The following is an 11,815-nucleotide window of genomic DNA, read 5'->3' as shown; positions in this document are numbered from 1 at the left end:
GAGGGAAAAGGATGCCCAAGGTTGCTTATTCCCAGCAGGACCGTCAGCGGATCCGGCAGGCGCTGATTTCCACCGGCCTGGAACTGATGGCCGCACAAGGGGTTCAGCATACCACAGTGGAACAGATTTATAAGGCTGTGGGCATCTCCCGCACCTTTTTCTATTCCTTTTTTCCCACCAAAGAGGATCTGATCGTGGAGGCCCTCTATTTGCAGCAGCCCAGGGTCATTGCCTATGCCCGACAGCTGATGGAGGACCCGGCGCTCACCTGGCGGGAGGGTGTGAAGCAGTTCATTTCCTCCTGCTGTTATGGGGAAAAGAACGGTATCGCGGTGCTGACCATCGAGGAGCAGCAGATGATCTTCCGCCGCCTGTCCCCTGAAAGCTATGACGTTTTCCGCCAAAAGCAGCTCCTTCTCTTTGGAAAGATTCTGGAATGCTTTGGAATCAGAGCCAGTAAGGAGCGGATTGCTCTTTTCACCAATCTCTGCCTGACGGTGATGGTGATCCGCAGGGCTATTCCCATGGCGCTGCCGCTGTTTGTTCCAGAAGCCGCCGATGAAACCGTTGCTGTTCAAATCGATGCCATCGTGGATTATCTGGAAAAGATCCGGGAGTGACCTTGGCGGACAGAATCATGTTTTGCCATCCGTCCGGACGGAGGTATGATTTCAATTCATATTTCGGCTCGGCGGATTTCTTTTCCTTATAATAAAAACAAATTATAAAAATTATCTTTATTTTGCCGGTGCGGAGCTTGCTGCTTTTCAGAACTCCGGCGGTAATCCTTCCGGGCAGATCGGCTCATATGCCGTGACCATACCAAAACAAAATTTTCAGGAGGAAACCATCATGGGATTTTTCAGCAAACTGTTCAAGGGCCCCGAAATCGATATGGCCAAGAGCGACGCCAATGCCAAGAAAATGCGGGCGCTTTTTAACCAGGTAGTGGAGGATGGGGACCGCTACCAGCTGATTTTTGGCTACACCGAGGATGTGAGCCGCTTCAATTACGGCTTTGTTCACGGCAGCAAAACAAAGATCGGCAACCTCATCGTGGGATGGAATGAAGCCGACGAAACCATCGTGGCGGTACCCACGGTCCCGGACCTGTCCGGCTGCGGCGACCCCACCTATTACCGCCGGTCCCAGATCCTCAAGGCCTACCGGAACAAATATCCCACCGACGCCTTTGTCATCTACCCGGACAAGAAGGGCTACATTGCCATCAACGCCTATGATTGGCTGGAGGACGAGAGCCTGTATGTCTATGTCTCCCAGGACAAAGAGCTGGCAGCTTTTACCGATTTCTTCCTCCATCGCTTCGCTACAAAGTGAGGGATCATCATGCCCTGGGGAGAAATAGGAGGAGTTTTGCTGCTTCTTGCAGCGGCGGCGGTGGCGGGCAATTTATGGTTCCATCTGGTGGAATCGGTCCTCCACGGCGTCAGGAAGCTGTTTGACCGGGGCAAGGAACCACCGGTCTGGCATCCGCTGCCCCCGGAAAAGGAGGAGAAAAACGATGTTTGATTTGGACGCGATTATGAAACGGGCTCAGTCAGCCCAGCAAAAGGCCTCGGAAGAGCTGAAAAAGAGCACGGAAGAGGCGGAGGCCCTGACAGAAAAGCTGTCAGAACCGGCCCCCCGGCAGACGGAAGAAGATGCCGCTGCCCGTACGGAGGAACTGACCGCCGCCAACAATCAGCGGCAGGTGGAGATTCTGGGGCAGATCTTCAGCGAAGATGTGATGGCCCAGATGGCCGCCAACCAGCAGCACATCCAGGAAATGGTGGACCAGCGGGTGGCGGAAGCCTCCTCCGCTGCGCTGGACAGCGTGGGGATGCTCAACCAGCTCTTTGGGGAAGACCTGGGAGTTTTGTCGGCGGCGATGGAAACCCTGGCCATGGAAGAAGAGGACGGGGAAGAGGAAGAAGAGCCGGAAATGGATGCCCGGTGGGAGGCGCAGACCTATGCTCTCCTGGAGGAAACCATGGACCGGATTGGAAAACTGCCGGAGCCGGAGCCGGTCCCCTATGGCAAGGACACCGACCGGTGGCAGCGGTTTGGGATTCTGCTGTCCGGCATCGTCTCCACCATCAACGATCACAGCCTGGAGGGAATGGATGTGGAAGCCCATATCCCGGTGCTGGAGCAGCAGGTGGTGTCCATTGTCCGCCGCTCCTGGGGCATCGATGGCCGGAGCGATTTGCTGGACATGATTCGCTATCTGTCTGGGGAAGGATATATTCTGCGGTATCATCTCTACAGTCAGGCGGATTCTCCCGAGGAGCTGATGGACGGAGATGAGGACGAGGAAGACCAGGAGAATATCGCCCGGGCCTGGCGCTTTGCCCAGCGGTATAAGGAACAGTACCCTCCCCAGTTCATGGCCGGATGGGACATTGGCCGGGCGGCCATGCTCACCCGCTGGGGCTGCTACCTGGGGTGGATCACCCAGGGGGAAGCAGTGGGTATTCTGTGGGAGCTTTCCCAGAAAGCGTCGGAGGAGCTGTACAGCTGGCGGGAGTTTGCCCAGTCCTATCTCTTTGGCGGTACCATGTGGAAGCTGCTGTGCGGCGACAGCGCTGTGGCCAGCTACCTGGGATACCTGGCTGACGCGGCCACCAGCCTGATTGTGGGAAAAGGGGATGAGGAAGGCGGTCAATGGCGGGATTTCCCCTGGCCTGCCCGGAGAAAAATCGGATTTGCACCGTAAAGGCAAAGGGAAAAGATCTGCGCTCACCTTTTGTTGGGGGATTTTCCCATGTTGGTGCTGCCACTGTGGATAAAACGGTGATTTTGGGATTAAATATTTTCCTATTTCCCCAACAAAAGAGGAAACAGCTGTCCCCTTGCTGAAAGCAAATCTAAAAAGTCCGCCTGCCGGCAAACCTCTCTGGAAAGGAGGATGCGCCGGTAAGCGGACTTTATTTTATGGATCAGGAGTATTGTGGGAAAGAGGATGAAAGGGTCCTGTGTCCAAACAGAGGGAGAAACCGTTATCCCAGCGAAAGGGTGACAGTGCTCTCCTGACCGCCCAGGACCTCTTTTAAATCCAAATCCCCGGTTTGCTCTATGGTCCCCAGTTTAGTATAGGACCAGGAGTTGGAACCGTGAAAAAAGACGATGGAATTGCCCTGATAAAGCATAATGTCCCCCGGCTGGGCAGTCATTTGGGTGTCGTTACGGGGAAGGCTTTCCGGCAGCGTTCCCACCTTTTCAAAGCCGCCGTAATTTTCCACCTCAATGGTAAGGGGCCCCTCACTTAACATCTCTTTGAGGGCATCAGCGGAGGAATTGTCCTCCAGGGCGGCGGTCAGAAGGGTGTCGCCCACCTGAATCTGAAGCATGATCTCCGCCTCCTCCTGCCCCGTGGATTGCACGGCTTCCTCTGCCGGCTGCTGCTGAAGCTCTGGTTCCGGTTCCTGCTGAGATTCTTGCTCCGGTTCTTGTTGAGATTCTTGCTCCTGCTGCGGCTCTGATGGCTGCTCAGACTGCTCCGCAGAGCCAGAGGCCGGCTGCTGCGCCATGCTTTCTGCCCCCTGTCCGGCGGAGCTGCCGGAAACTGTCTCAGTCACGGCTCCGCAGCCGGTGAGAACTACGGCCAGGGCGATCCAACAGGCTAAAATCTTTGTTATCATAACATCACCATGCTTGACGCTCCAAAGTGTGGATCAAAGGGCTTTTCCGGCTTCATATGCCCGTTTCATGGCATCGCTGCCCCGGATAGCACCCACTTCGGTAGCGCCTCCGCCGAATACCACCCCGGCCATGCGGGCCTTGGGGAAGCACTCTACCCAGCCCTCCAGGCCGCTGGCGGCCCGCTGCCAGACCTCATCGCCATCCTCAGCGGCGGTGGCCAGCAGATAGACCTTCCGGAAGGCGTAGTCGGAGGAATAGAGGGGATTGGAGCGGTCCAGCATGGTTTTCATCTGGCCGCACATCTCATAGTAGTAGATGGGGGTGGCGAACACCAGCACCTGTGCTCTTACCATCTTTTCCTGCACAATGGCGTCGGCGTCGTCATGGATGATACACCGCCCCGTTTTCTGGCAGGCCAGGCAACCCTGGCAGAACCGGATCTCCTTGCCGGACAGGCTGATTTTCTCCACCTCATGTCCGGCTTCCCTGGCGCCTCTGGCAAATTCCTCCGCCAGCGTGTCGGAGTTTCCATTTTTCCGGGGACTGGTGGAAAGGATCAATACCCGTTTTTTGCTGTTCATTTTTGCTGCCTCCTGTCACATACTCGCTCTCAGAATGGTCATCACGTCATCCCGGGTGAGGACTTTGTAGCCGCCATTCATGAGAAACACGCCGTCGGCGATGCCTTCCAGTATCTCCTCAGTCACGCCCAGCTCACGGATGTTCATGGTAAGCTCCAGTTCCTTCATCCAGCTTTCCATAGCAGCCAGTCCCGCCTGGGCCACCTCCCGGTCGCTCTTGCCCTGGGGATCAATGCCCCACACCTGGACGGCAAAGCGGACAAACTTAGGCAGACCGTATTCCATGATAAAGCGGTAATAAGCCATGGATACAGCGGAAAGGGTCATGCCGTGGGTGGCGTCGGTATAGGCGCCGATGGACTGGCCGATCATGTGTACCTCCCAGTCGGTGGACTTGCCCATGGCCAGCAGGGTGTTCAAAGCCCAGGTGGAGGCCCACATAATGTTGCTACGGGCTTCATAGTTTTCCGGTTCCCTGATGGCCGTACGGGAGCTGACGATGAGAGACTTCATCAGCCCCTCGGCGATATAGTCGGTAGTATTGTCGTCCGCACCGGAAAAATACTGCTCACAGATGTGGTTGAAGGCGTCGTAAATTCCCGCAACCATTTGTCTGAAGGGAACGGTAAAGGTATAGGTGGGGTTGAGAATGGTGAATTTGGGCATGACATTGCTGCCGAACACATGGCCGATTTTCCGCTTTTGCTGGTGGTTGGTGATGACCGAGCCGCCGTTCATCTCCGAGCCGGTGCCCACCATGGTCAGCACGCAGCCCACAGGGATGATCCGGTTATCCACATCCTCCATGCGCAGGTAATATTTATCCCAGGGGTCCTCCCGGCACCAGGTGGAAACGGACACGGCTTTGGCGTAATCACACACCGAGCCGCCGCCTACCGCCAGAATCAGATCCACATCCTGCTCACGGGCCAATTTACAGCCTTCATACAGCTTTTCCACAGTGGGGTTGGGCATTACGCCGGGCAGCTCAAAAATTTCCTTGCCGCTGTCTTTGAGAATTTGTACCACCTGGTCATAGAGACCGGATTTTTTGATGGACCCGCCGCCATAGGTGAGCAGTACCTTGGGACCGTAGTTTGCCAGTTCCCCCGAAAGCTGCTCCAAAGCCTCCTGGCCAAAGTGCAGACGTGTGGGATTGCAATAGGTAAAGTTTCCAAGCATAACGATTCCTCCTTCATGTTACAGCTGATGCTTGAGCTGATAGATCAGATAATCCAGACAGTCAATTTTCTTTTCCCCCCGGTGCACCTCTTCCAGCAGCGCCGCCCGGTGCCGGGCCAGCAGTGTCAGAAGCCCTTTGGGGTCACCGGCATTTTCCATCATGCAGGCGATGTCCTCCCCGGTGCATCCCGCGTCACGGAGGGCTTGCTCCATCTCTCCGGGGTCCATGGCCCGGCCCATCACAGAAACGCGCCGTTGCATACCTGGAGCACCTGTCCCCGGACGGCCCGGCCCATTTTGCTGGCCAGATACAGACAGGCATAGGCCTGGTCGATGCACTGGCACTCGGGACCGGGGAAGTATACATAGTGGCCGCTGTAGGCCAGCATTTTGGCTCCGCCAGGCTGCTCTCCCGCCTTGTTGGCCAGATGGGCGGGGGTGATGGTGGCTCCGGGGGCCACGGCATTGCAGCGGATATTGGTATCCACCAGCCGCATGGCCACGTTTTTGGTCAGGGTGTTCAGCGCGCCCTTGGTGGAAGTGTAGGTGGCGCCGCAGAAGGGACGGGTACCGTTGACCGAGGAGATATTGATGATGACGCCGTCGTTTTTGGGAAGAAAAATTTTCAGCGCTTCCCGGATATACCGCATGGGACCGCCCAGATTGGTGTTCATCACATACAGCATCCAGTCATCGTCGGTTTCGTCAATAAGCTTTTGTTCCCCGATGCCCGCGTTATTGATGAGGATATCCACATCCCCGAAGGCTTCCAGGGCGGAGGAAAACACCCGCTTGGTGTCCTCGGTGGAGCACACATCCGCCACAACGCCGATGGCTCTGCCGCCCTTGGCCTTGATGGCCTCCACTGCCTCATTGAGCTTTTCCGCTCCCCTGGCAGTCAGCACAACGGCGGCGCCCTCCTCAGCGAACAGCTCCGCCATGGTGCGTCCCATGCCGTAGCTGGCTCCTGTAATAATAGCCACCTTACCTTCCAACATTTGCCGTTCCATATTTCAAGACCTCCCTGATGGTTCATTTTCTGGTTTTAGTGTAATCCATCCAAAGTGAAATAGCAAATACCCATATAATATTTCATGCCATGCCTTAAAAGCATTTCTTTTTTCCCTTATACTGAAAGCGAAAGGGGTCGAGGTCCATGGAATTACGGGTGCTGCGGTATTTTCTTACCATTGCCCGGGAGGGCAATATCACCGGGGCGGCCAATGTGCTGCACATCACTCAGCCTACCCTGTCACGGCAGATTCGGGATTTGGAGGAGGAGCTGGGGCAACAGCTTTTTGTCCGGAACAGCCACAGTGTTTCCCTCACGGAAGAAGGGATGCTGCTGCGCAAACGGGCGGAGGAGATTCTGGAGCTGGTGGACAAGACGCAGCGGGAGCTATCCCAGGGGGATGAGTTTCTGTCCGGGGACGTTTATATTGGAGCGGGGGAGACAGTGGGGGTCCATTTTCTCACCGAAGCCGCCTGCAGGCTCCAGCAGGAGTATCCCGATGTACACTTTCATATTTCCAGCGGGGATGGCACCGATGTCTGCGAGCAGCTGGACAAGGGGCTCATTGATTTTGGGCTGTTGTTTGACCATGTGGATTTTTCCAAATATCATGCCATCCCTCTGCCTTACCGGGATGTCTGGGGAGTGCTGATGCGCAGAGATAGTCCCTTGGCCTGGAAAGAGAGCATCCGACCGGAGGATCTGTTGGACCAACCTTTGATCATCTCCCGTCAGGCTCTCCAAAATGGATTGCTGGCAGAATGGTTTGGGCAGAATATCAGCCGTCTGCGGATCGTGGGGACCTATAACCTGGTTTTTAATGGTTCCCTTATGGTGGAGGACGGTATGGGCTGTGTACTGTGTCTGGACCGGATCATCAATGTTTCCGGAGACAGCGGCCTGTGCTTTCGTCCGCTGGAGCCCAGGCTGGAAGCGGGAATGCATCTTGTGTGGAAGAAATATCAGATTTTTTCCAAGGCGGCGGAAAAGTATCTGGAGCTGCTGCTGGAACTGGGAAAATGAGAGGGGAAAAATTTGTTTTGCACCGGGAAGAATAAAATACTCCGCGGTTCAACTGGGAAAATCCAGAACCGGTCGGCCTTCTGACAAAAATGCCGCTGGAAGGGAATAAAAGAGCTTGCTGCCTGTTTTTCACAGGCCGCAGGTTCTTTTGGTGGTTCATTTCATGTCAGCTGATGGCGCTGCAATCAGCGGAAGATTTGACGGCGCTCTTATTTGAGCGTTCAGCGCAGCTGTCAAAACAGCCCCTTACGGACCATGGGGCATGAAAAGAGAAAAAGGGCATCCCCATAGATCAAATCACAGGGATGCCCTTTTCCTTTTTTGTGAATGCAAATATCGGGGGAGAATCAGTGCCGGTGAATACTATCCTGATGCAGAAAATACGAAGAAGCCAGACAGGATGTCCCACCGCTGTAAGGAGATCACAGGCTGATGCGGCTTTCCGCAGCGGCGGCTGCTTTTCAGTGCAGTCCAGCCCGGTTCTCCTCTCAGGCATACTTTCTGCAAGTCAGATGTTTTTAATAGTTCTCGCAGTTGATCTCAAAGAAGCTCTTGGCATACAAGCAGGTGGGGCATACCTCAGGGGCGGCGGTTCCCACAACAATATGTCCGCAGTTGCGGCATTCCCAAACCTTGACGCTGCTCTTCTCAAAGACCTGGGCCGCTTCTACATTGCGCAGCAGGGTGCGGTAGCGCTCTTCATGGCGCTTTTCAATGGCAGCCACCAGACGGAACTTGGCTGCCAGCTCCGGGAAGCCTTCTTCCTCAGCGGTTTTGGCAAATCCATCATACATATCGGTCCACTCATAGTTTTCTCCCTCAGCGGCATGAAGAAGGTTTTCCGCAGTATTGCCCAGACCGTTGAGCTCTTCAAACCACATTTTGGCGTGGGCCCGTTCATTCTCCGCGGTTTTCAAAAACAGCGCCGCAATCTGCTCATATCCCTCGTTCTGGGCAACAGAGGAATAGTAGGTATATTTGTTGCGCGCCTGGGATTCCCCGGCAAAAGCCGCCTGCAGGTTTTTCTCCGTCTGGGTCCCAGCGTATTTACTGCCGTTTTTGGCAGGGGCTTCCTCGATTTTTTCAAAGGCGGAAGCCGGCTGACGGCAGACCGGACAGGTGAAATCCTCCGGCAGAGTTTCGCCCTCATATACATATCCGCAAACCTTGCATTTCCACTTGCTCATTGTTTTTGTTTCTCCTTTCGTTTCGGTTTTTATTTCCTTTTCGTTACATGGAATACGCTCCAGTAGCTCCTTTGCAGCCGCCGCGGGAAAATCCGGAGAGGGAGGATTATCCGCCCAGCTTTTCAGCAGCTGGTGGGTGTTGGCGCTTTGAGGCAGCATATATCCCGCCTCCCGCAGCAAATCCTCATGTACCAGCCGCACCGATTTTTCAATAGCCGCTGCCAGACGGTAAAGTCCAGGCTGCTCCGTCTTTTGAGCCAGTTGGCGGGCAATGCTTTCCGCTTCCGCTTTGCTCTTTGAAAGGGTGTTGGCCAGGGCGGTCACTTCCTCCGTCTTTTTCTGCTGGGGAGGATACTCTGTGGGTACCATGGAGATGGCGCCGCTGGGACAAGCATCGGCACAAACGCCGCAGCCGGTGCATTTGTTCACATCAATGATGCTGTTTTCAGTATCTGTGGCTCCTGTGGGACATACATACAGACACAGGCAGTCCTTGGTGCATAAGCGGATGTTTCTTACAGCGATTCGTTTCATATCTCAGCGCCTCCCTTCCACCTTTTCAAATTTCCATGAGGGGACCTTGCATACCGGACAGAGCCGAGGAGCCGCATCGCCCACATAGATAAAGCCGCAGACAGTGCAGACCCAGACCTGTGTATCCTTTAAGAAGGCTTCCCCTTCTTTCTGGTAGCGCTCCAGCAGAGAATCCAAAATGCGGGTCACTTTTTCACCCCAGACGCAGATGCGCTGTGTGCCCCGGTCGCCGTTTTTCTCAGCGGCGGAGCTTAAAGCGGGATATCCCTCTTCAAGGTCCTTGCGGATGAGGGCCATCAGGTGCTCCAGGCTGTCATCCGGGACAGCGGGGGAAGCCGCGGAAAAGAAATCAGACAGTTCCCGGAAAAGGGCTGCCTCACGGTCCAGATATTGCTTTTCGCAGCCTCTGGCCAGATTGGAACAAACAGCAGATAATTCACCGGCCGACAGCTGACGGACATCCTCATCCACCTCAATGGGAGTTACCGGCGCTTTGGCCGCCTTGGGCTTGTCCTGGGAGAAGGCACTTTTTGCCGCGCCGCACAAGGGACATACCCAATTGTCCGGCAGCTGCTCAAAAGCGGTGCCTTCCTTTTCCTCATCGTACACATAACCGCAAATACTGCATACCCATTTGCTCATCCCTGGTCCTCCCTTCTTTTTTATCATACCGCTTTGATCCTGATAGGTGGTGTGGAGCATCTTTTCCGCCATTTCGCTGAGGGGGCGACCATAAAAAGCCTCATACACCTCTTTGATGTCGGGATTCTCATGGCTTTTTCGCAGTGTCATGGCGCTGTCCCGGCTGTAAAGGGCGGCCATGCGGCTTTTCCGAATCTCATCAGCGTTGCCCAGCAGGTTCTTGGGCTGTCCGCCTCCCCCTATGCAGCCGCCGGGGCAGGCCATCACTTCTATGAAATGATACTGCTTCTCTCCCGCTGCCATGGCGTCCAGAAATCTCCTGGCATTGGCTGTGCCGTAAATGACCGCCACATGAAGGGTCATTTCTCCCACTTCCACATCCGCTTCCCGGACCCCTTCATATCCTCTTACCGGCTGAAGATCATAGAGAACAGCGGGAGCAGGATTGCCGGTGATGTACTCATAGGCGGTGCGCAGGGCGGCCTCCATCACACCCCCTGTGCTGCCGAAAATGACCCCTGCGCCGGAAGCGCGGCCCATGATGGAATCATAGGAAGAATCCTCCAGAGCATTCCAGTTAATACCAGCCTCTCTGGCCCATCTGGCCAGCTCTCTGGTGGTGATCACCTGGTCGGTATCCCGCAGGTGGGGCAGCTGGTGATAATCAGCGGCGGCGTGCATTTCCTCCCGGCGGATCTCAAATTTTTTCGCTGTGCAGGGTGTCAGCGCTACATGGACGATACGGCTGGGGTCCAGTCCCATCTTCCGGGCAAAATAGGTTTTTACAGTGGGACCCTGCATACCGATGGGGCTTTTGGCGGTGGACAAGTGGGGCAGCAGCTGGGGATAATAGATTTCAGCAAACCGTACCCACCCTGGACAGCAGCTGGTGAATTGGGGCAGAGGCTGGTTCCCCTCTGTGATCCTCCGGGTCAGTTCACTTGCTTCCTCCATAATGGTCAGATCAGCGGCGAAATTGGTATCCAGTACATAATCCGCGCCCAACGCCCGCAAAAGAGCCACCATTTTGCCTTCCACAAAAGCACCCGGCTCCATACCGAATTCTTCTCCCAGCGCCGCCCGAACAGCGGGGGAGGTGCTGACCACCACCACTCTTTCCGGATCGGCGATGGCCTGGCGCACCTGAGGGGATTCGTCCCGTTCCACAATGCTGTCCACAGGACAGACATTGGCGCACTGTCCGCAATAGATGCAAATGGCTTTGTCTCCGGTTTGCTCAAAGGTATAGGTCCCGTGTACGCCCATCAGATTGGTGCACACATCCCTGCACATTCCGCAGCGGACGCATTTTTCTTCCCGGCGCAGAATGCTGGGATTTTCATCCTCAATGGGGACACGAACCGACAAGGGCAGATGTTTCAGTTTCCTCACGTTCCTTTCTGCTGAAGTTTATTTTTGCACTCATCACACAGATACACCAGCTTTAAATCGTAGGCCAGAATAGGGATGCCTACCTGCTTTTGCAGCTGTTCCGTCAAATCGCTCAGATCCACGTCCAGCAGTTTTCCGCATCCCTTGCAGACCAGATGGTCATGCCGCTTGATCCGATCATACCGGTCAGGCATTCCTTCCACCGATATTTTGCGGATACGCTCCTCCTCCCACAGCCGGTTGAGATTATTGTAGACTGTGGCCAGCACGACTTTGGGATAGGTTTGCCTCAGAGCGTCAAACACCTGCTCCGCCGTCATGTGGCTGTGGGAGTTTTCTACGATTTCCAGAATCTTCTTTGCGTATTTGGTCATGATGGGCATCAACCTTTTTAGAATTATTCTAATTCTAATTATATCCTTCTGTCAAAGAAAGTCAAGAGGATACCGTGGACAAAAGGAAATTTTTTCAGCATTCACAGACCGGTTTTAAAACACCGAATGATTTGTGGTGAAAAGTTCGTCACAGCCGGGGAAGGGACGCCGATACGCTGGATCGTGTTTGTTCGGAGCTGGAGGATATCTCAAAGTGCCGTTTATTCTTTTAGGCTGATTTCCGCC

Annotated in this window: 13 protein-coding genes; 5 read left to right on the top strand and 8 right to left on the bottom strand. The window is 54.9% G+C overall.

Features of this window, described 5'->3' with window-relative positions; genetic code table 11:
• Positions 1-11: 11 nt before the first annotated feature.
• The 4 genes from BQ5383_RS03385 (at position 12) to BQ5383_RS03370 (ending at position 2,716) form a co-directional block, all read left to right on the top strand.
• Positions 12-620, top strand: coding sequence for a TetR/AcrR family transcriptional regulator (locus tag BQ5383_RS03385; protein ID WP_071429329.1), 609 nt, complete (start codon positions 12-14; stop codon positions 618-620).
• 232 nt (positions 621-852) lie between these two features.
• Entirely contained in the window at positions 853-1,338 is a 486-nt protein-coding gene (locus BQ5383_RS03380) for a hypothetical protein (protein WP_071429328.1), read from the top strand.
• Between the two features lie 36 nt (positions 1,339-1,374).
• A complete protein-coding gene (locus tag BQ5383_RS03375) occupies positions 1,375-1,530 on the top strand; it encodes a hypothetical protein (RefSeq protein WP_235821927.1) in 156 nt (51 codons plus the stop codon).
• Complete coding sequence (locus BQ5383_RS03370) at positions 1,523-2,716, top strand: DUF1266 domain-containing protein (protein WP_071429326.1); 1,194 nt, start codon at positions 1,523-1,525, stop codon at positions 2,714-2,716. The genes BQ5383_RS03375 and BQ5383_RS03370 overlap by 8 nt, the downstream gene beginning before the upstream one ends.
• Before the next feature lie 283 nt (positions 2,717-2,999).
• Here BQ5383_RS03370 and BQ5383_RS03365 read toward each other — a convergent pair whose 3' ends face one another.
• The 5 genes from BQ5383_RS03365 to BQ5383_RS03345 are packed head-to-tail and all read right to left on the bottom strand — an operon-like array spanning position 3,000 to position 6,415.
• On the bottom strand, positions 3,000-3,641 hold the full coding sequence (locus BQ5383_RS03365) for a cyclophilin-like fold protein (RefSeq protein ID WP_071429325.1): 642 nt from the start codon (positions 3,639-3,641) through the stop codon (positions 3,000-3,002).
• A 33-nt stretch (positions 3,642-3,674) separates the two neighbouring features.
• Positions 3,675-4,223 (bottom strand): flavodoxin family protein, encoded by a 549-nt coding sequence (locus BQ5383_RS03360; RefSeq protein ID WP_071429324.1) that lies wholly within the window; start codon positions 4,221-4,223, stop codon positions 3,675-3,677.
• Positions 4,224-4,238: 15 nt separating this feature from the next.
• The gene (locus BQ5383_RS03355; RefSeq protein ID WP_071429323.1) at positions 4,239-5,405 is read right to left on the bottom strand and encodes an iron-containing alcohol dehydrogenase; all 1,167 of its coding nucleotides are present in this window, start codon (positions 5,403-5,405) and stop codon (positions 4,239-4,241) included.
• Positions 5,406-5,423: 18 nt separating this feature from the next.
• On the bottom strand, positions 5,424-5,666 hold the full coding sequence (locus BQ5383_RS03350; RefSeq protein ID WP_235821926.1) for a hypothetical protein: 243 nt from the start codon (positions 5,664-5,666) through the stop codon (positions 5,424-5,426).
• The gene (locus BQ5383_RS03345; RefSeq protein WP_071429321.1) at positions 5,645-6,415 is read right to left on the bottom strand and encodes an SDR family NAD(P)-dependent oxidoreductase; all 771 of its coding nucleotides are present in this window, start codon (positions 6,413-6,415) and stop codon (positions 5,645-5,647) included. The genes BQ5383_RS03350 and BQ5383_RS03345 overlap by 22 nt, the downstream gene beginning before the upstream one ends.
• A gap of 146 nt (positions 6,416-6,561) precedes the next feature.
• On the opposite strand from BQ5383_RS03345, the gene BQ5383_RS03340 reads away from it, so the two are divergent.
• On the top strand, positions 6,562-7,440 hold the full coding sequence (locus BQ5383_RS03340; protein ID WP_071429320.1) for a LysR family transcriptional regulator: 879 nt from the start codon (positions 6,562-6,564) through the stop codon (positions 7,438-7,440).
• A gap of 518 nt (positions 7,441-7,958) precedes the next feature.
• On the opposite strand, the gene rbr is transcribed toward BQ5383_RS03340, so the two are convergent.
• Genes rbr through BQ5383_RS03325 form a run of 3 tightly spaced genes read right to left on the bottom strand, consistent with a single transcriptional unit; the run spans position 7,959 to position 11,569 of the window.
• The gene (gene rbr, locus BQ5383_RS21810; protein WP_076944433.1) at positions 7,959-9,161 is read right to left on the bottom strand and encodes a rubrerythrin; all 1,203 of its coding nucleotides are present in this window, start codon (positions 9,159-9,161) and stop codon (positions 7,959-7,961) included.
• Positions 9,162-9,164: 3 nt separating this feature from the next.
• Positions 9,165-11,195 carry a [FeFe] hydrogenase, group A gene (locus BQ5383_RS03330; protein WP_338061401.1) on the bottom strand — a complete coding sequence of 677 codons (2,031 nt, stop codon included), beginning with the start codon at positions 11,193-11,195 and terminating at the stop codon, positions 9,165-9,167.
• A complete protein-coding gene (locus tag BQ5383_RS03325) occupies positions 11,192-11,569 on the bottom strand; it encodes a Fur family transcriptional regulator (protein WP_071429952.1) in 378 nt (125 codons plus the stop codon). Before BQ5383_RS03325 ends, BQ5383_RS03330 begins: the two co-directional genes overlap by 4 nt.
• Positions 11,570-11,815 lie beyond the last annotated feature (246 nt).

It is taken from the genome of Angelakisella massiliensis, assembly GCF_900104675.1.
GTDB classification, from domain to species: Bacteria; Bacillota; Clostridia; order Oscillospirales; family Ruminococcaceae; genus Angelakisella; species Angelakisella massiliensis.
This window is presented reverse-complemented; position numbering and strand designations above follow the sequence as displayed.

Coding starts and splice junctions, on each gene's coding strand:
- BQ5383_RS03365 (WP_071429325.1), bottom strand. CDS start 3,641: ATGATAACAAAGATTTTAGCCTGTTGGATCGCCCTGGCCGTAGTTCTC.
- BQ5383_RS03350 (WP_235821926.1), bottom strand. CDS start 5,666: ATGCAACGGCGCGTTTCTGTGATGGGCCGGGCCATGGACCCCGGAGAG.
- BQ5383_RS03345 (WP_071429321.1), bottom strand. CDS start 6,415: ATGGAACGGCAAATGTTGGAAGGTAAGGTGGCTATTATTACAGGAGCC.
- BQ5383_RS03360 (WP_071429324.1), bottom strand. CDS start 4,223: ATGAACAGCAAAAAACGGGTATTGATCCTTTCCACCAGTCCCCGGAAA.
- rbr (WP_076944433.1), bottom strand. CDS start 9,161: ATGAAACGAATCGCTGTAAGAAACATCCGCTTATGCACCAAGGACTGC.
- BQ5383_RS03355 (WP_071429323.1), bottom strand. CDS start 5,405: ATGCTTGGAAACTTTACCTATTGCAATCCCACACGTCTGCACTTTGGC.
- BQ5383_RS03325 (WP_071429952.1), bottom strand. CDS start 11,569: ATGACCAAATACGCAAAGAAGATTCTGGAAATCGTAGAAAACTCCCAC.
- BQ5383_RS03340 (WP_071429320.1), top strand. CDS start 6,562: ATGGAATTACGGGTGCTGCGGTATTTTCTTACCATTGCCCGGGAGGGC.
- BQ5383_RS03380 (WP_071429328.1), top strand. CDS start 853: ATGGGATTTTTCAGCAAACTGTTCAAGGGCCCCGAAATCGATATGGCC.
- BQ5383_RS03385 (WP_071429329.1), top strand. CDS start 12: ATGCCCAAGGTTGCTTATTCCCAGCAGGACCGTCAGCGGATCCGGCAG.
- BQ5383_RS03370 (WP_071429326.1), top strand. CDS start 1,523: ATGTTTGATTTGGACGCGATTATGAAACGGGCTCAGTCAGCCCAGCAA.